Origin of the sequence: Shewanella bicestrii, from assembly GCF_002216875.1 — a bacterium.
GTDB lineage: Bacteria > Pseudomonadota > Gammaproteobacteria > Enterobacterales > Shewanellaceae > Shewanella > Shewanella seohaensis.
On record NZ_CP022358.1, the window covers coordinates 4,181,721 to 4,199,965 of the forward strand.

An 18,245-nucleotide genomic window follows, 5' to 3' on the forward strand; every position below is an offset into this window, starting at 1 on the left:
AACCCTAGGGTTCCCTTTTTATCAACTTAACCTTACCAGATCTTCACGCGATCCTCTGGAGCTAAGTACAGCTTATCGCCGGGCTTCACATCAAAGGCTGTGTACCAAGCGTCTAAGTTACGCACGGTCAGCGCACGGTACATGCCAGGGGCATGACCATCGGTCGCCACGCGGGCACGCAAAGCTTCGTCACGCATCTTAGTCGCCCACGTTTGCGCGAAGCCGATAAAGAAGCGTTGATCGCCACTAAAGCCATCGATAACTGGCGCAGGTTTGCCGTTAAGCGAAGCATGGTAGGCATCGAGCGCGGCCGCTAAGCCCGCCACGTCGGCAATGTTTTCCCCTAAGGTCAGCTTGCCGTTTACATGCAGATCCGGGAATGGTGCATAGCTATCAAACTGTTTTGCCAATGCCTCACCCTGCTTAGCAAACTGAGCAAAGTCCGCTGGCGTCCACCAGTTACGCATAGCGCCAGTCGAGTCGAACGCCGCACCATTGTTATCAAAGCTATGGCTGATCTCATGGCCAATCACAGCGCCAATCGCGCCATAGTTATAGGCGGCATCGGCCTTAGCATCGAAGAATGGTGGCTGCAAAATCCCCGCTGGGAAATTAAGCGCATTTTGCACCGGCAGATTAACCGCGTTAACCACTTGCGGCGTCATCCACCACTCACCCTTGTCCATTGGCTTACCAATTTTGGCGAGTTGATGGGCGTATTCCACCTTTTCACCATTGATAGCATTGGCATAAGCATTAGTTGGCGATACCGCATAGGCATCGTAATTGCGCCATTTATCGGGATAACCCACGCCCACGGCGATGGTCGCAACCTTAGCTAAGGCTTCCTGCTTGGTTGAAGGGTCCATCCACTCGAGTTTTTCGACACGCTTACCAAAGGCACTGACGATGTTATCCACCATAGTGCTGACTTCGGCCTTGGCCGAGGCAGGGAAATAATGCTCGGCATAGGCGCGGCCCACGGCATCACCCAGGTATTCATCCAAGGCACTCAAGGCGCGTTTATCACGGCTGCGCTGCTCAGGGGTGCCCGATAGCTTAGTGCCGTTAAAGGCAAAAGAAGCGTTATCGATAGCCGAAGGCAATACATCGGCGTGGCTGTTGATATGGTGGAACACCAACCAGTCTTTCCACGCATCTAGCGGCTCAGAGGCCACTAACGCCGACAGCCCAGTAATAGCACTGGCGTGATAGGCGGCAAATCTGTCTTGCTTGCCAAGCTGGGCGGCATCTAAAAAGGCTGTCCAGTCGATGCCAGGGGCTTTAGCATCAAAGTCGGCGCGGCTCCACACACCCGATGCCTTAGTGAAATCCTCACTGTCTTCACGGCTGGCGTGGGCGCTAGCAATCTTGTGTTCGAGGGCAAAAATGCGCTCGGCACGGGCAGCGGCATCGCTGATGCCCGCATCGGTCAGCAGGGTCTCGATATAGGCACGGTAAGCGGTGCGGATCTCGACCATTTTAGGGTCGTCCGACAGATAATATTCGCGCTCGGGTAAGCCTAAACCGCCTTGCAGTAAGTAAGGCAGCACTTCACCCGGCGTCGCCAGACCTTGAGTCACGAAAATACCGAAGAGGTTTTCGGTGAAAAAGTCGGTGGCATTGAGAGGGTCCACATCGGCACGCAGGTTAGCACCGAGCGCCGCAGATAGGGCGTGTTTATCCGCAATGGCTTGATAGCGGGCTAAATCGGCTTCCATTGGCTTCATGCCCGCCGCATCGATTGCCGCGGTGTTAGTGTACGCCTTGTAGAAATCGGCAATGCGCGCATCATCGCTGCCAGCGGCGTGTTCGGCCTTGACTAAGTCGGCGATCAGGCTGGTTTTATGCTTTTCCGTCTCTTGGAAAGCCACTAGAAATGCACCCGTGCTTGAGCGATCGGCGGGGATCTCTGTGGTTTTCATCCACTCGCCATTGGCGTAGGTATAAAAATCATCGCCGGGTTTAACCTTAGGCGACATGGCCGCGAGGTTAATGCCGATTGGCGTGGCGGCTTGGCTAGCAGCAGGCGCTGCGCTGGTTTGTACTTTTGCTGCATTGTCGCTGGCGGCAGCGGCGGTTTCCTTGGTGTTATCACCACAGGCAGTTAACCCTGTCAGTACTGTCGTCGACAGTAATATGGCGGGGATCAGGCGGTCCGACATGAGAGACTCCTTCCGTTGTTATTCTTGTATTTTTGGTATTTTGGCTATTCGAATGCTTTCCAGCATGGCGAGGCAGTGTAACTGGCGATATGGTGGGATGTAAAAGAAACTCACGCTTTATGATAGAAAGTTAATGCAAAGTCTTTAATACACTCTATATATCTGCAAAGAGACATTTCTGGCAAACAGATGCTGCTAGCTAAAAGCCAAACAGCCGATGGCTATCGGCTGTTTGCATAACACACTAGGTTAGAGTTTGACTTGAGTGTACTGGGTCCAGGCCAGCAATTGCCCCATCTGTGGAACTATCCACACCGCAGTGCCCTTATTTTGATAAACCCGATAGTAAAACAGATCTTCATCGCGAATATCGTGCTTACGGATCGCGCGGTAAAACTGCATGGCAGAGCCACTCACCTCATCGGGTTTGGTGAGCTCCTTTTGCGACACTTTGACATGGAATACATCCACATTCAGATCATCAATTTGCGTTTGATACTGCTCAAACTCCCCACGGATAGTGTACTTAATCGGCGTGGTTAAACAGTCCTGATCGGTAATGCAGGAGGTGGAGTAAAACTTACCCCGATTCTCCCCTTCGTACACCAGCGACATGCTGAGATCCGTGCGCACCAGCAGCTCGCCCGCCACTGGAAAATAGATATCCGCGTGGTAGTTATGCTCCAGCAGCTCCCCCGCCCCCTTATCATCAATCGGCAGCACGATGCGGTTGTAGCGAATACGCTCCTCCATCGTCTTACTCAGCGGGATAAACTCGGCCATGTTAAGGCCCGCCGGCGTTGCATCAATCGAGGTGATATTGATGATGCCCTTGCCGTTACAATCCTTGGCATCGAGCGAGGGGCAAATAGCCATCGAATAGTTTTTACCATCCGTTGCGGCGAAGGCGCTGAAATAAGGCAAGCCGCTGATATGGTTACCTTCTGGCGCTAGATGCTTTTGCCACCACGAGGGATGTAAATGTTCTTCATCGTCGATATACAGCACCTGTGCCGTGCCCAAGGTGCCGCCAATATTGAGGCTGATATATTTATCGGCGTTCCATTTTGCGACCTGTTTGACCACGGCATGGTGATCGCTCCAGTACCACACAGAGATAAGGATTAACCCCAGCATGACGATGCCTGCCAGTTTCGTCCACGCCGAGACACCGACAATGGCATCGCGGATCGCATCGGCGTCGTTAATCGCCAACATCTTCACATGGGACTGTTCGGACACATGCAACTGATAACCGCGGCGCGCCACCGTTTTGAGCTGCACTTCGGTATAAGGCTCTAACTTTTTACGTAAGGTACTGATGCACTGGGTTAATGAGGTAGGCGCGACCACACGTTCTGGCCAGCCGACTTGCAGCAATTCTTCCTTGGTAAAAATGGCGTTCGGGGCAGATAACAGCAATACAAGTACGGCGGTTTCTGAAAAAGTCAGGCCGATCTGGGTTCCATGAACATGGTCAACAAGCTCTTTGGCCTGTTCATCTAACATTAGGTATGAAGTGATTTTATGCATGTTAAGCGCCCAAACTAAGCCAACACAATAGACTATGATTGCGCTAACAACGGGCAAACACAGTGAAACTCAGTCTCACCCGAGAGCAACCGTGATTCCTAGCTACTAAATCAAGAGGGTTTATTTTACTTCTTAACAACATAAAATACTGTGACCCTATACTCAGTTTACCCATTGTTTATAAAGCATAAATTTAAACTAATGCAGAAAAAACTAAACCTCTTGCCTCGCAAAAATCCAGCAGGCTAGTAATCCTAACAGCCCTATCCAAGCCGCCAGCATTGCGTACATCAGCACAGGCCCCATCCCCGTTTGGGCAATCAGGGCGAGACTACTCTTAGCCGACAGGGTATCGGCGGGATTGGCCAGCAGGTTCAAGGCACGGAAAAGATCGGTAGGATTAATTAAAATCAATAGGTTAAATAGCTGGCGATTGAACACTTCCGCCAGACTCACCAGCGCCGTGAGTAGCACTAAGTCATAGACTAAGACCAGCACAAACCACAGCAGCAGTAATATGCCTAGGGCTTTGGCCTTTTCGCGAACACACAGACTCACGCAATAACCCAAAAGCACAAACACCAGCGACAGCAAAATACCGCTGCTAATCAAGTGGATAAAACCGATAATTAAGGCGTGTCTAGATTGATTTTCAACAAAGGTAAGCAGTAACAATGCTGTCGCGCCAAACCCCATCATACAGGCTGCAATCATCACATAGGCATGGCCAAGTAACTTGCCACATACCAAGTGCCAACGGGCCAAGGGATAAGTGAGTAGCAGCAATAGCGTGCCCGACTCGCGCTCACCAACAAAGCTGTCGTAGCTGAGTAAAATCGCGCCCAAGGGCAAGATAAACACCGCGAGCGTGACTAAGCCCGAGAAGATTTGTGCGCTCTCGAGCAGCACTACAGTGCCCGACACGGCGCTGCCCATAAAGCTCACGCACAGGGACAAAATCAACAAGATACCCGCCATCAAACCTAGCCAACGGTTGCGTAAATTGTCCTTAAACTCTTTCACAGCAACGGCTTGAATCAGTGTTAGCGCCCGTGGAGGGCAATATTGGGCATTTCCTTGCTCGATACTTATCTGACTCATGCCACTAACTCCCTTTGATCTTGCTCGTCTTCAACCGCCGAGCGCACGGTTGACGCATTAGGGCGATTCAGCCCTGCCATAAAGTGATGGAAAATATCCTGCAAGCTCGGTGGCGCAATGGAAAACTCATGGATTTTAAGGAGATGTAATTGCTCGATAACCTTGGGCTTAAGCGCATCGGGCACACTAAAGCACACTCTGTTTGCGCTTGAGTGATTCCGCAGTGAGGCGAACAGTGGCAGAGCCATTAGCTGCTGATATTGCCAAGGCGAAACGCGGTGCAACTCAAGCTGACTTGGCAGCGCGCTGATTGCCCTAAGCTGCGATAAATCACCTGCGGCGAGCAGCCGACCTTGGCCTAAGATCAGCGCACTATCCATTTGATCTTGCACTAATCCTAACTCGTGGGTACTGATAATGATGGCGCAACCCTGCGCCTTCAGTTGCGCCATTTTCTGATATAAAAATGCCGATGCGAGCGGGTCTAAGCCCACAGTCGGTTCATCCAATAGCAGCACCTTAGGATCGGCCAATACCGCCTGAGCTAATCCCAAACGTTGACGCATGCCCTTGGAAAAGGTGCTTAGGCGTTTATCCTTAGCGGCCATCAGGCCAAATTCTTCCAGCAAAATGGATACGCGCTTGGGGGCTACCCCCTTAAGTTTGGCAAAATAGCTTAAGATTTCCTGCGCCGTCATATTGTCATAAAAGCTTACATTTTCAGGTAAATAGCCTAATGACAGATTGGCGTTGGCTCGCTTGGTATGCAGAGGTTGTCCCTGCACAAATAGCTCGCCCTGGCTTGGGGAGACAAGCCCTAAGATCATTTTAATCAGGGTCGATTTACCCGCGCCATTGTGGCCGAGTAGCGCTAAAGTTTGGCCGGCGTGCAGTTCAAAATGAAGATCCGTGAGCGCCTCAAACGTCGCATAACGCTTGCAAAGCCCAATGGCCTTAATCGCCACTTGTCCTTGGGATGAAGCCTCGTTTTTCATCAAGGTAAGCGCCTGTTTATGCCTTGCATCATTGCTAAAATGGCTCATTGCCCATCTCCCTCGGTTTTCCATCCCATTAAGGGAAAGCTGTCACTCACACCACTTGCAGCCGTTGGCTGAAACTGCCGCTCCACCCAACGCAGCAGTAAGACCACAGGGCTTTCCATCAGGAGTTTTGCCTCGGGATAGAGCCAAAAGAGTTTGTCTAAGCTGTCGTTGGGCCGATGGACTATATCCCCGACGCCATCGCCATTCGTGTCCCAACCCTGATATTCGGACCAGTAATTGCCCTGCCCCTGATAACTCCACTCGAGTTGCGCCTCGCCAACGTATTTGACTTGGGTTTGGTTGGCGACAATGCGGTTATGCCAGAGGCGGTTTGCTTCGCCGCCCATGGCCATGCTGATCCCTGTATCGCTATGGCTAAACTCATTCGCCTCGATGCGATTATTCTGCGCGGCGTAGATAAAAATGCCCTTGCCCTCATTGCCAAGCTCCACTGAACCTTGGGGATTGACCACCTCTGTCGCGACATTTGCCTGAACATGGGCATCGTTTGTGATATTGAGCAGAATGCCAAAGTCCCGTGCTTGGCTGACCTTGTTGTGGTGTAGAAAGATGTGCTGCGAGTTCATCAAGGCATAACCGCCATCGACGCTAATGGCTTGATTGTTTGAGGCTTCATCGCCTCGGGTGTACATGTAATGGATGCCGTATTGCAGCTTAGCGAATTGATTATGGTGGATTTGGCTGTCTGTCACCGACTCGAGATACACACCATCGCGGACAAAAATAAAATGGTTATCTTGCACTTGCGGCGCGCTCACATGCTTGAGGAAGACGCCATCGCCCCTATCCAAAACATAAATGGCGCCATTACCGCTGATACTGTTTTCCCTAATGCGGGGTGCACTCAGCTGCTCGCCATAGATACCAAAGCCATCACCCACCAGCCGATTGCCCTTAATGAGCACTTCGTCAGCCCCGGGTTGCAGCAAGATCCCCGCATTCTGGTAATAAAGATCCCGCCCCCAGTGACGGATATTCAGCCCTTCGACTATCACCTTGGGCGCAGCAATGGTTAAGGCGCTACCTTGACGCAAGGCATCTAGGGTTGCACCCGCTTCGCCCTTAAGATGAATCGTGCGGCTGACACTAAAATTACCTTCGTAAACGGCGGTGGCGAGCACAACAGTGTCGCCATCCTGCGCCCGCGCGAGGGCTTGGGTCAAAGCCGCAGTATCTGTGACCCTAAACTCCTGCGCCAACCCAACAAGGGATAAGCTACAGAGCCAACCGAGCAGCAAGCTGCGCCACATAGCAATCGCCTATTTATCGCCGGCCAGTAATTCGAGGGTGATCTCATCGAAACGAAGCACGCGGCCACCGTATTCTTGAGCAAAGGCCTCGGCGGCGGCTTTGGTGCTAAAAGGCGCTACAGCAGGCCCCATCACGGCTTTTTTACTGGTGCCGTAGACATAAAACGCGCTGGCGGCATCGATAAAGGCGCCATCGTCTGGTTGCTCCCAGTCGGTCGATGCGGCGTCATGCACCATCATGTACTCAATTTGTCTTTTGTTTTCAGGCTGTAGGGCAAAGTTAAACATATCGCGGCTGGAGCAAAACTTAGGCACCATCTTCTCTGCCTTCAAATGCACTTGTCCCTTAGGCCCAGGGTATTTAGTGATCACCATGCCGCAGAGATGGCAACGGTCATGCTCGTGGATCATCTCGGCTTTATGTTGATGATCAGTGGCTTCACTCTTATTGCAGCCCAATAACAAAGGAGCGAGTAGTAGCAAACTTAAGTACTTTTTCATCCTGTTATTCCTTAAAAAATATCAACGCCTCGCCAAGGCACCTTGCAGGGACAGACCTCTTGCGACGAGGGTTGATACAAAAATGGTTCTTAGCTCAGGCTCTTGGCCTTAGCTCTGGATTAAATCGCGTAGTTTTGCCCCGCCAACAGGATGAAGAGTCGCAGGCACATCATGCCCACTACCGCACACATGCCCGACATATAAAACGCTTTGGCCGAATGGCTAAAATGCTTACCCGTGGCGAAGTTAAGGAGCAGCGGCGCACCAAAACCGATACCGACCACACCAATCCAGAATACGCTTGCCCAGATCCCTTCTTGGAAGGCGGCAAAGGCAAACTGGCCCCCGGCATTACCGGTTAACAGCGCGGTGGCGATCATAAAAATAAACAGGGCTTCGGCGAACATAATCGGCCACTCGGCGCCGTGTAGGATCTTCATCTCACCGCTGTGTAAAGGCTCTTTAAACAACCACACCGCCAGCATTTTGGCCGAGGCGCCGCCCGCTGAAAGCCCTGAGGCAATAAACAGTGCAGGCAATACCGAGGTGTTGATCAGCGGGAAGCGGATCAAGGCGGAGATTAAGAAGCCGGTGTAAGCACAGACGGATAACGCCAGTAATAACACCAGTGCTTCCATCGGGCGTCTAAAGCCCTTCAACTTAGTGATGATGGGGCCGAGGAACTGCAATTGCGGGATGGCCATCAGCTCTTTTTCGAGGGCCAATAGCGCGACCACAGCCACTAACGGGATATACACCGACAGGGCAATCACACCAATCGACATCACAGAATTTAAGTTGTAGAACACCAAAATTCGCCAGAAGAATAAGGGGTTAGTCAGGTCGAGCACCAGACACAACATCCCTAAACTGATAGTGACAAACGACAGCAGGGTCGCCGCTTTTAAGAAGGCGGTATTTTCAACCTGACCTAAGTAAAACCGCAGCGCCAGCGCAATGGTTAACGCCCCGCCCGAGATGCCCGCGAAGAACAAATACACCGCAATCGGCCAAGGCCAAGCGACGCCTTGGGAGAGGCCTAAGGTAAATTCCATACTGGTATCCATATTTACACTCCCAGTTTGACGATTGGTATGTAACGTAAGCTCGGCTCGGTGCCAAACTGCGGCTTAATGCGCACTGAGTCTTTTACCGCTAAGAGTTTGCTTACGTAGGATTGAGGATCGTTGGCATCACCGAAGATCAGCGCATCGTATTTACAGCTCTGCACACAGGCGGGCAATTCGCCCTTAGCTAACTTGCTGTTCAAACAGAAATCGCAGTTATCGGCCACATCCGTATCGCTGTTGATGTAGCGGGCGTTGTAAGGACAAGCCCCAATGCAGTATTTACAGCCGGCGCATTTGCTCGCGTCCATAGTCACAATGCCGGTTTTCGCGTCGCGGTGCGCCGCGCCCGTCGGACAAACAGTGACACAGGGGGCGTTCTTGCACTGCTGGCAGGAAACCCGCACAAACTTACGTTCACAGTCGCAACTCATCTTGCCGCAGTGCGGACAAGGCTGACCTTCGACACGACCACTCTGCTGCTCGAGCAACACCCGTGACTTGCCTTCGGGTAACAGGTTGGCTTGATTACAGGCGGTTTTACAGTCGCCACAGCCGACACACTTGTTTTGGTCAAAGACCATGACGTAATGGGGCTTATGGGCGCCGTCGGACTCTTCTTTGACCGAACACCCGGCTAAAGGCGTTAACATCAAAGAGCACATGCCAGCGCTTTTAAGGAACCTCCGTCTCTCTATATTTTCACTCACAACATCCTCCATCTATCGGTTTTATACCGACGTTTTTATTTATATCGTTATCGTTCCAACATGCCTGAAAATGGCTAGCGACTTGATTAATATCCACTTTCATTCAATTTGCTTTGGGCCTTGCCGATGGCGTTTAACAGGGCCTCACGATTAATCTCTGCCCTTGGCTGCGCCAGTAATGTTTGCCAATGGTCTATCGACTCTTGGTAGCGCCCATGGAGATAGGCATCGTTGGCCTGTAGCATCCGCGTCTGCGGCTCAAAGGGCGCGAGCGCAAGCGTCTGTGCAATCAGTGCTTGGGTCTCTGCGGTCATTTGGCGGCCATCGCGGTAATAGAGGGCATTGGCCTTAGCGCCGAGCACCTCTGCATCCTCCCCCACTAACGCAAGCAGTTTGTCTAGGGTCTGCACCGCATCGGCATATAAGCCACCGGCGCTGTAAGCCTCGGCAAGCGCCCGTAATGCCAACGGGTTTTGCGGTTGTTCATCCACGAGGCGCAGGGCTTTGGTGATGTCGGCAGCCACTAAATAGTCAATGTTTTCATCGAGCTTGCCTGTGTTCCAATCCTGATAACGCCCCGTTTGGCTATAGATGGCGAGCGTGAGCAATAGCAGAAGCGCACTGCACAACACAGGCACACCATGGGAGACTTGAGACTCTCCCCCCAGCGTTTGCCGCTGGTTTAAACGTGCGTGCTGCCAGAAAATCCAAGCCACAAACCCGCTTAATAGGAGTGCTATGGTGAATCCTAAACTTGCCATGCCTTACCTCGACGCTCGCCTATCCAAGTTCATCACTCACTGAACTTAAGCCAATGCTTAGCCCTTAGTGGGCTGGCATCATGCCCATCATGCGGGCTTCTTTTTTCTCGCTGGGCTTTTCGATATTTTTCAGTTCGATTTCAAAAATTAAGGTGGATTGCGGCGGGATTTCACCGACAAATTCATTGCCATAGGCCAGCTCTGCCGGGATAACAAAACGGTATTTCGAGCCCATAGGCATGAGTTTTAAGCCCTCTTCCCAACCCGGAATCACTGTCATCAGGGCGAAACGTGTGGGTTCCTCACGGCCGACGGTATTTTCAAACTCGGTGCCATCGATAAGCTTGCCGACGTACTCGACAGTGACCACATCCTCTGGGTTGGGCTTATTGCCTGTACCTTGAGTTAACACTTCGTATTGCAGGCCTGACTCTGTAACGATTACGCCTGATTTCTTCTTATTTTCAGCAAGATAGGTAGCTCCCGCTGTGGCATTTTCAGCGGCGAGTTTCTCGGCGTTAGCCTTACGTACCTCGTTTAACTCTTCGGCGCGTTGGTTAAGATAGGTCAGCACTTCGTCATCGGTTAATTGCTGCTGCTTTTTCAGCGCATCGACAAAGCCCTGTACCACTAAGTCCACATTCACTTCGGCGCCCAGTTCGACTTGGTTATAAATCTGGCCAGAAATGTAGTTACCCACAGAGGCGCCGATGCTGTAAGACGCTTTATCCGCATCGGTTTTAAGCGTTGGGGCAGCAAAGCTCGCCATAGAGACAAACAATGCAGCGCAGGTCGCCACTGTGAGGGTTTTTGGGATAAAAGAAGTTGGCATAGATATTTTCATTTTATGTTCTCTACAATTTAGCCCTTGGGCTTTAGTGCTTTAGCCGAAAACGTATGGGCAACCCCATAACCGATTAAAATATTTATTTGATTACTATGGTTTTTCTGTTGTTCTGCCTGACATACGCCAGCCGAAGATGCCATCGGCCATATGGCGCACACCTGTGTAACCTAGCTTCATGGTTTCCCGTGCAGCCATGTTGCTGGCGGTGCAAAGACGGTTAGCACAATAGAACACCATCACAGCGTCTTTATTCTTTGGCAGTAGCTCTCGCCAATTCTGCACATTGAAAAACACCGCTCCGGGGATAAAACCGTCCGCCCAGATTTCCAGCGTGTTTACATCGAAAAAATACACCCCTGGTTTGCCGACTAAGGTTTCGGCTTCCCGCATGGAAATCGGATTCAACTGAATTTCGTTATAGGGCGCCTCGGAGATCTCAGAGCCACCACCAGCCACGACGGGTAAACTCATGCCACCCAAGCCCAGTGCCAGTAAGCCGCCTAATAGGCTGTGTCGAATCACTTTATTCATCATTTGGCCTCGTATAGCCCCCGACACTCGCGTGCCGGGGACAAGTTAGACTCGAGTCGAACTACATTTTCTGTGCGCTCAGGCCGTTACCATCGATAATGGCTTGGGCTTGAGTAACATAGGTCAAGGCAGCGTCGAGACGTTTCAGTGAGTAACGTGGACCATGGACACCCCATGAGCCGTCAGCCTTGATCAGGCGAACAACGTCTTGGGCTTTGTCGGTCAACATCAACACTTGAGTCTTGTCTTCTACCGACAGCTTGGTGACTTCTAACAGCTTGTCGATACGGGCAAGGGCTTGTTCTACTTGAGCAAAAGTATCCTTAACGGGTTTTTGCCACTTCTGAACTTCGCCGTAGATTTCCAGCTGATCTTCGAAGTGCAGGCCGACTTCTAGCTCAGATTGGAACTGGCTATGACAGCCTTTGTTATCCACCACATCATGGTCTGAGGCCGATGTACGGGCACAGGTCCACATCAGGTCGAGGTAGTTGTAGCCGTTCTCGTCTTTCGCCACAGTCCAGCCCTTAGTGGTCGCATCGCGAGACTTGCCTTCAGGTGGGTTGAGGGTCTTACGCAGTGGGTCGACATCAATCTTCCACATGTGTGACTTACGCACGTTGTCGAAGCCCGCCATATCAGGGAATTGGATCGCCGTGAAGTTTTCACAACTTCCCATGTTTGGCATGTGACAGCTTTGACAGGTTTGGTTGCTGTGGGTGTTAGTGTTCTTGGCGATCTCGGCTTGGGCCGTGTGACAGTCAGTACACTCTTTGATGATTTTTGGCTTAGTCATACCCGTAGTCCAATCACCGTCGGTGACTTCGTGCGGATCGTGACAGGTTGAACAACGCATGCCTTTGTCATAGTGAGCTGAGGCAAACATTTGCGAACCTTCAGTACCACAGGATGGGCAAGAAGACTTCATCTTCACGTTGAAGGCGTATTCCAGCTTCTCTTTACCCTGTGGCGTGTCGGCTAACTCTTCAACAAAGTTAAAGCGTTGGTGGCAACGTTCACAGTTAGATGGCATGCCACCACCGATACCACCGTCTAAGTGGCCGCCCGCACCGTGACACTCTTCACAGGTAATCCCTTTGGCGATAGTGTGCTTTTGCAGCTCTTTCGGGTTACCTAAAGCCGCGAAAAATTCATCTTTGGTTTGGAAGTCAAACTTAAAGGTGTGGCACATTTCGCAATAGGAGCTAGCCGGTTGGAACAGGAATTCCTTCTCGTACTTAGCGCCGTATGAACTCATGCCCCATTGGTGTGAACCGCTAGTACCGAAGTCTTCCATTTTGACGGGGAAGCTTGGGATGGCTTTGTTGATTTTGGCTGCCATTTCAGGGGTTAACCACTCAGCCCAACCACGGGAGAACTGGTTACCACCGGCGACCATAGTACCAGTGCCATCCTTCAACAGACCGTCTTTCACGTGGTAAGTACCGCGCACTAGGTAGGCGTCGATAAAGCCATATTTAGTCCGTGGCGTACCCACAGTCGCGTAGATGGCATCGGCGGTAATACCCGATGGCAGAATCGAGGTATCCTTAGTGCCATACATGGTTTTCTTCAGGTCGTTATCGACCTCAGGATGCTCGCCAGGGAAGCGAATCGTCTTAGAGTGGCGTGAACGTCTCCACTTCTCGTATTGCGGACCATGACACTCACCGCATTTTTCTGGGCCGACAAACTTGTTCGGGAAATCTAAAATCGATTTCGCCCCTAAACGGTATTGCAGTGCCTTAGGACGCTGGCCATCGTTATAGGAGCTGTAACGCACTGCGGTGCCATCAGTGGGGTTCACTTCTTTACTGTGTTTGCTGTAAGCAACACTGTCACCACCGTGTAAATATTCTTCACCACGGTCACTGACTTTATAAGTGCCCTTTAATCGACCTTCAGCGTCGTATTTAAAAACTGGGTGATTTTCAAATAGAAAATCAAACAATTCTTGCTCTTGAACAATATAATCCTGCAGTGTTTTCACACCGCGGGATTTCTCCATTAAATTTTCATTTAAATTGGGGTTAGCCAGAATATCTTGAGTATAGTGGGATTGTTGTTTATTACCCACTCCAGGTACCACCTTCCCCTCCGACTTAGCATCGGCAGCGACTGTGGTAGCACTTACGGCAGAACCTAAACAAAATAGCACGCTTAATGCTACTTTGGATTTCCATCGCTTCATCATTCACTCCTAATTTATCATTAGTTTTATATTTTCCACTGAACCTAACTGTTCACTGAACGACATAAACAATTGACCAGTGGCGGCATGATGAAGCAGCTAAACGCCTAAAAACCTGAGCTAGAGCACATTAAATTTTGATTCAAAAATCAATAGAAATAAAAATAATCAAACACAATAAAATTAATAACTTAATACCAATTCAGGAAAAATATTTTAGAAATAAATCGTGGTTTTTGAGATCTAAATAGACCTAAAAAATGGTTTTATTTTTCAAAAATCACCAAAGGGAAAAGTGACGATTTTAATGCCGAGACAGATCACATTCCTGCCCGAAAAACTCCGCTACCCTGCCTGTCAATCCTAAACGGTGAAATGCTCGAGATATTTAAAAGCACTCAAAAATTAAAAATAAGATGCATCAAAAATAATCCAGCGAGAATTGACATAAAGCTTAAATTAAAATGCTCGAACATTATCAACGTTAAATTTCACCATTAATGAATAGCCAATAAATCAGATTAACCATGCAACACAGGAAATCACTATGATAAGTATGATCCCAGAAATAGGTCACCTATTGCTCATCATAAGTACTGTGTTGGCATTATTCTCCACAATCATTCACTTTATTGGCATTCATCAACCACAGTTTTATTTAATCGAGTTCGGCAATAAATTATTTAATGCCATGTTTATAAGCTTATTGAGCGCACTCTTATGCCTTATTTATGGCTTTATTAGCGATGACTTTTCGGTTGCCTATGTGGCGAATCATTCCAATAGCCAACTCGCCCTCGGTTATAAAATTGCCGCAGTGTGGGGCAGCCATGAAGGTTCTATGCTGTTTTGGGTGTTCGCCATCGCGTTATGGGGTGCCATCATCAGTTGCCGCCAAGCGGGTAAATTCGTCGACTTAGATAACGCCGATGTGCAGACGGATAAAGCCTACTTTGCCCGGCTACTGGCGATTCTCGCGCTCGTTATCCTCGGTTTTAATCTGTTTTTACTCTTTACCTCCAATCCCTTTGCCCGATTACTGCCTAACATTCCGATTGAAGGGCGCGACCTCAATCCCATATTGCAGGACATTGGCCTCATACTGCACCCACCTATGCTGTTTTTAGGCTATGTCGGGCTGACGGTATGTTTTGCCGCGGCGCTGTCATCCCTACTGGATGGCGCATTAGTGCATCGTCACCTCGAATACTTGCGGCCTTGGGTATTATTGGCGTGGATTTTCCTCACGGGAGGCAATGCCTTTGGTTCTTGGTGGGCCTATAACGAATTGGGTTGGGGCGGTTGGTGGTTTTGGGATCCCGTTGAAAATGCTTCTTTTATTCCTTGGCTAGTCGCCACAGCGCTGGTGCATTCTTTAGTGCTGACCAGAAAGACCCAAGGCTTTGCCCTCACCACGCTATTTTTGTGCATCTTGGCATTTTCGCTGAGCTTATTAGGCAGTTTTTTGGTGCGTTCCGGCATAGTGCAATCGGTGCATGCCTTCGCGGCGGATCCCACTAGAGGCATGTCAATCCTATGTTTATTGGTGCTGTTTGTCGGCGCAGCGCTGCTGATTTTTGCACTCAAAGCCCAAGCCTTGAAACATGAGGTAAGCCCTAGCCTATTGAGCAAAGAGACACTGTTACTGCTTGGCATCATAGTATTAGTGGTTGCAGCCTTTTCCGTTCTGCTGGGTACCTTTTATCCCCTGATCTACGAGTTGTTAGGCTTAGGCACTCTGTCAGTCGGCGCGCCTTACTTTAATGCGATTTTTGTCCCACTGACCTTTATCGCGGTGATGCTAATGGGCATAGCACCGTTAATTGCTTGGGGACGATCGCGCGGCAAGCCACTCAAGGTATTAGCCTTGCCTTCTATCGCCATTGTGATTATCGCGGCACTGATGAGTTATCAAACCCAAACCGATGGTGCTCTCTTCCTATTCCTTGGCTGCGCCAGCGCGTTGTTTTTGCTCTGCTGTCTAGGGGTGAGTGTAACAGTGAAATCCCAAGCATTGACCACACCTAAGCCCGCCATATCGACAACATCAAAGCGCGCCAGATTAGCCATGCTAGTCGGCCATTTTGGTGTGGCAGTCAGCATTATCGGCGCGACCTCGGTATCGTTTTTCGAGCAGGAAGCCTTGCTGCGTATGGGGCCTGGCCAAGGTAAACCACTTGCCGATTATGTGCTGGTGTACGAAAGCACAGAACCTGTTGAAACCCCAAGTTTTAGCGCGATTCAAGCCAATATCAGCATCCGCGATGCTAAGCAGGATGATGTAGTGCTGGGTTACCTCCATCCACAGCGACAAACCTTTAATAGTAATGGCATGGAAGTGTCCCATGCGGGTATAGACCATGGTTTTTGGCGGGATCTCTATGTCTCTATGGGGCTACAACTGAGCGACACCGAATACCTGATCCGCATTAGCTATAAGCCCTTGGCGACCTGGATTTGGCTGGGCGCTTTATTGATGATTCTTGCGGGCGCGATTGCCGCTTGGCCAATCAAACAAGGCCACAGAGTCGCACAAACAAAGGCGCAGAATGTAAGTCGCTCACCACGGGAGACAATGACCTTATGAACCCACTGTTTCGCTCGCCCTATTTGAGCCTCTTATTTTGGTTGCTGTCGCTAAGCCTGTGCTTTGGCGGCGCGACGTTTCTCGCCACGGCGCAGGAGGCTCCCAACCTTGGCGCCTCCTATCAACTGCAAGCCATAGAGATCAGTAAAGTGCTGCGCTGCCCTATGGCAACTAATCAAACCTTATTTGAATCGCAAGCACCGATTGCCCATGAGCTTAAAGGACAAATCTTTTCACTTTTGGAACAAGGCTATAAGCGGGATGAGATCCTCGATTTTATGGTGCAGCGCTATGGCGAAAAAATCCGTTATCAGCCCGAATTTAAGCCCGCCACACTGGCACTCTGGCTCGGCCCGCTAGTGCTGTTAGCCGCAGGATTTGGCTTAGGGTTTGCGCTGTTAAAGCGCAGGCCACAAGTCCCAAACGCATAGCCCTAGAAGATAGCCCCTTTTACCCTATTGCTAAGTTTGAATAGAAGGATAATTCCATGAAATCTTACACCTCCAAGCTCGCTCTCCTTTGCACCGCATGGCTGCTGAGCTGCGCCGTTCAGGCCCATTCACTGCAAAACAAACTCTACGACACGGGTGAGCCCATTCCTAAACCCAGAGTCATGACTGGTTTTATCGAGATGCAGCATGCCCGCGGCGTGCCCGAAGTGCCTTTTATCGATGAAGCTGGGCAGACACACAGCTTAAAACAACACCAAGGCAAACTGACCTTAGTGAATCTGTGGGCGACTTGGTGCGTGCCCTGCTTACGGGAAATCCCTGAGCTGCAAAAACTCCAGCAACAATATATCGATAAGAACATCGCCATAGTGCCCATCTCGATTGATGAAGAAGTAAAAGATGTACGACCATTTTTGGATCAGCATGGCTTTAGCAACTACCGCACTTGGCTCGCCCCAGACAAAAACATCGAGCAGATCATCCCTGCCAACGTTGTCCCTGCGACCTATGTGTTTGATGCTAAAGGCAACCTAGTCGGTTTTGTCCGTGGCTATCTCGATTGGACCGATAAAGAGGTTGCGCCCTATTTGGATAAGCTTATCGCCAAATATGCCCAGTAATTTCGCTCGGCACTCATTAGCACAGCACTGAAGGGCTAAGTGAGTTTTGACTTAGCCAATCCATGAAATCAAATCTCCGTTCGGTACCCCACCCTAAATCTTTGCCGAAGCCCGCTGCTCCCCGATTTGGCAGCGGGTATTTTTACCCCAAGGCGGACTCGCTTTGTATTCTGCGCCACCTTTCTTTAGAATTGCCGCTGTTATCCATGAATCGATTTTGCAAATCCATTCGTAAAACCCATTGATAAAATCTAAGGCTTCCCGATGAAACTCACTTGTTTAACTCAACCTATTTATGACCACTTGTACCGTGATATCAGTGAGTTTCGCAGCACCTTCGACCTCGCCGTCAACGATGCTAGCTCCTTGGATGAAAAGGCCGACACGCTACATACTTCACTGATTATTGAAGAATTAACTGAACTTGCCGAAGCCGATAGCCGTATCGAGCAGGCCGATGCCATTGTCGATTCTGTGTATGTATTAATGGGGCGTTTAGTGCATTTAGGCGCGGCCCAAATGAGTGACCGCCTAGAGATCAGCTACCTTATCGACTTGCTGCTGTGTGTGGCTAAAAACCGTGAAATCGACTTTATCGCCTGCTGGGATGAAGTGCATTCGAGCAACATGAGCAAAGTGTGCCGCAATGAGCAGGAACTGACAGAGACTATCGCCTTCTATGCCGAGCAAGGCGTTGAAATCGTTGGCAGCAAAAAAGGCGAGTTTATCATCGCCAAATGCGCTAAGGATGTGGAAATGGCCGGTAAAGTCGTGCGCCAAGGCAAGGTATTAAAGTCGGTGTACTATCGCCCTGCGGATTTAACTCAATTAGTTAAAGCGTAAAACCGCAAACCTAGGCTGCACA

General features: G+C 50.2%; 16 protein-coding genes. 4 read left to right on the forward strand and 12 right to left on the reverse strand.

Annotated elements, in window-relative coordinates:
* Positions 1-32: 32 nt before the first annotated feature.
* The 12 genes from CF168_RS18330 to sirA form a co-directional block, all read right to left on the reverse strand.
* Positions 33-2,165, reverse strand: coding sequence for a M13 family metallopeptidase (locus CF168_RS18330; protein ID WP_089068576.1), 2,133 nt, complete (start codon positions 2,163-2,165; stop codon positions 33-35).
* Positions 2,166-2,414: 249 nt separating this feature from the next.
* The gene (locus CF168_RS18335; RefSeq protein WP_011715705.1) at positions 2,415-3,698 is read right to left on the reverse strand and encodes a winged helix-turn-helix domain-containing protein; all 1,284 of its coding nucleotides are present in this window, start codon (positions 3,696-3,698) and stop codon (positions 2,415-2,417) included.
* 213 nt (positions 3,699-3,911) lie between these two features.
* The gene (locus CF168_RS18340) at positions 3,912-4,799 is read right to left on the reverse strand and encodes an ABC transporter permease (protein ID WP_011715704.1); all 888 of its coding nucleotides are present in this window, start codon (positions 4,797-4,799) and stop codon (positions 3,912-3,914) included.
* Entirely contained in the window at positions 4,796-5,842 is a 1,047-nt protein-coding gene (locus tag CF168_RS18345) for an ABC transporter ATP-binding protein (protein ID WP_011715703.1), read from the reverse strand. The genes CF168_RS18340 and CF168_RS18345 overlap by 4 nt, the downstream gene beginning before the upstream one ends.
* The gene (nosD, locus tag CF168_RS18350; protein WP_011715702.1) at positions 5,839-7,113 is read right to left on the reverse strand and encodes a nitrous oxide reductase family maturation protein NosD; all 1,275 of its coding nucleotides are present in this window, start codon (positions 7,111-7,113) and stop codon (positions 5,839-5,841) included. The genes CF168_RS18345 and nosD overlap by 4 nt, the downstream gene beginning before the upstream one ends.
* 9 nt (positions 7,114-7,122) lie before the next feature.
* A complete protein-coding gene (locus CF168_RS18355) occupies positions 7,123-7,614 on the reverse strand; it encodes a nitrous oxide reductase accessory protein NosL (RefSeq protein ID WP_089068577.1) in 492 nt (163 codons plus the stop codon).
* A 119-nt stretch (positions 7,615-7,733) separates the two neighbouring features.
* Positions 7,734-8,681: an NrfD/PsrC family molybdoenzyme membrane anchor subunit gene (gene nrfD / locus CF168_RS18360; protein ID WP_011715701.1), complete on the reverse strand. Its 948-nt coding sequence runs from the start codon at positions 8,679-8,681 to the stop codon at positions 7,734-7,736.
* Between the two features lie 2 nt (positions 8,682-8,683).
* Positions 8,684-9,391: a 4Fe-4S dicluster domain-containing protein gene (locus tag CF168_RS18365; protein ID WP_089068578.1), complete on the reverse strand. Its 708-nt coding sequence runs from the start codon at positions 9,389-9,391 to the stop codon at positions 8,684-8,686.
* Positions 9,392-9,477: 86 nt separating this feature from the next.
* A complete protein-coding gene (locus CF168_RS18370) occupies positions 9,478-10,152 on the reverse strand; it encodes a tetratricopeptide repeat protein (protein ID WP_089068579.1) in 675 nt (224 codons plus the stop codon).
* Between the two features lie 64 nt (positions 10,153-10,216).
* Positions 10,217-10,996, reverse strand: coding sequence for an FKBP-type peptidyl-prolyl cis-trans isomerase (locus CF168_RS18375; protein WP_089068580.1), 780 nt, complete (start codon positions 10,994-10,996; stop codon positions 10,217-10,219).
* Positions 10,997-11,089: 93 nt separating this feature from the next.
* Positions 11,090-11,530 carry a rhodanese-like domain-containing protein gene (locus CF168_RS18380; protein ID WP_089069003.1) on the reverse strand — a complete coding sequence of 147 codons (441 nt, stop codon included), beginning with the start codon at positions 11,528-11,530 and terminating at the stop codon, positions 11,090-11,092.
* A 61-nt stretch (positions 11,531-11,591) separates the two neighbouring features.
* On the reverse strand, positions 11,592-13,721 hold the full coding sequence (sirA, locus tag CF168_RS18385; protein ID WP_089068581.1) for a dissimilatory sulfite reductase SirA: 2,130 nt from the start codon (positions 13,719-13,721) through the stop codon (positions 11,592-11,594).
* A 547-nt stretch (positions 13,722-14,268) separates the two neighbouring features.
* Between sirA and CF168_RS18390 the strand changes: the two genes are divergently transcribed.
* The 4 genes from CF168_RS18390 (at position 14,269) to CF168_RS18405 (ending at position 18,223) form a co-directional block, all read left to right on the forward strand.
* Positions 14,269-16,308 (forward strand): heme lyase CcmF/NrfE family subunit, encoded by a 2,040-nt coding sequence (locus tag CF168_RS18390; RefSeq protein ID WP_089068582.1) that lies wholly within the window; start codon positions 14,269-14,271, stop codon positions 16,306-16,308.
* Positions 16,305-16,739 (forward strand): cytochrome c-type biogenesis protein, encoded by a 435-nt coding sequence (locus CF168_RS18395; RefSeq protein ID WP_089068583.1) that lies wholly within the window; start codon positions 16,305-16,307, stop codon positions 16,737-16,739. The genes CF168_RS18390 and CF168_RS18395 overlap by 4 nt, the downstream gene beginning before the upstream one ends.
* 56 nt (positions 16,740-16,795) lie before the next feature.
* A complete protein-coding gene (locus CF168_RS18400) occupies positions 16,796-17,380 on the forward strand; it encodes a TlpA family protein disulfide reductase (protein ID WP_089068584.1) in 585 nt (194 codons plus the stop codon).
* Positions 17,381-17,644: 264 nt separating this feature from the next.
* The gene (locus CF168_RS18405; RefSeq protein ID WP_086902998.1) at positions 17,645-18,223 is read left to right on the forward strand and encodes a nucleoside triphosphate pyrophosphohydrolase family protein; all 579 of its coding nucleotides are present in this window, start codon (positions 17,645-17,647) and stop codon (positions 18,221-18,223) included.
* Positions 18,224-18,245: the final 22 nt, after the last annotated feature.

Excerpts from the sequence above, each read along its gene's own strand:
- CF168_RS18335 (WP_011715705.1), bottom strand. The coding sequence starts at position 3,698 with ATGCATAAAATCACTTCATACCTAATGTTAGATGAACAGGCCAAAGAG.
- CF168_RS18405 (WP_086902998.1), top strand. The coding sequence starts at position 17,645 with ATGAAACTCACTTGTTTAACTCAACCTATTTATGACCACTTGTACCGT.
- CF168_RS18380 (WP_089069003.1), bottom strand. The coding sequence starts at position 11,530 with ATGAATAAAGTGATTCGACACAGCCTATTAGGCGGCTTACTGGCACTG.
- CF168_RS18340 (WP_011715704.1), bottom strand. The coding sequence starts at position 4,799 with ATGAGTCAGATAAGTATCGAGCAAGGAAATGCCCAATATTGCCCTCCA.
- CF168_RS18375 (WP_089068580.1), bottom strand. The coding sequence starts at position 10,996 with ATGAAAATATCTATGCCAACTTCTTTTATCCCAAAAACCCTCACAGTG.
- CF168_RS18355 (WP_089068577.1), bottom strand. The coding sequence starts at position 7,614 with ATGAAAAAGTACTTAAGTTTGCTACTACTCGCTCCTTTGTTATTGGGC.
- CF168_RS18370 (WP_089068579.1), bottom strand. The coding sequence starts at position 10,152 with ATGGCAAGTTTAGGATTCACCATAGCACTCCTATTAAGCGGGTTTGTG.
- CF168_RS18390 (WP_089068582.1), top strand. The coding sequence starts at position 14,269 with ATGATAAGTATGATCCCAGAAATAGGTCACCTATTGCTCATCATAAGT.
- CF168_RS18330 (WP_089068576.1), bottom strand. The coding sequence starts at position 2,165 with ATGTCGGACCGCCTGATCCCCGCCATATTACTGTCGACGACAGTACTG.
- sirA (WP_089068581.1), bottom strand. The coding sequence starts at position 13,721 with ATGAAGCGATGGAAATCCAAAGTAGCATTAAGCGTGCTATTTTGTTTA.
- CF168_RS18345 (WP_011715703.1), bottom strand. The coding sequence starts at position 5,842 with ATGAGCCATTTTAGCAATGATGCAAGGCATAAACAGGCGCTTACCTTG.
- CF168_RS18400 (WP_089068584.1), top strand. The coding sequence starts at position 16,796 with ATGAAATCTTACACCTCCAAGCTCGCTCTCCTTTGCACCGCATGGCTG.
- CF168_RS18395 (WP_089068583.1), top strand. The coding sequence starts at position 16,305 with ATGAACCCACTGTTTCGCTCGCCCTATTTGAGCCTCTTATTTTGGTTG.
- nosD (WP_011715702.1), bottom strand. The coding sequence starts at position 7,113 with ATGTGGCGCAGCTTGCTGCTCGGTTGGCTCTGTAGCTTATCCCTTGTT.
- nrfD (WP_011715701.1), bottom strand. The coding sequence starts at position 8,681 with ATGGATACCAGTATGGAATTTACCTTAGGCCTCTCCCAAGGCGTCGCT.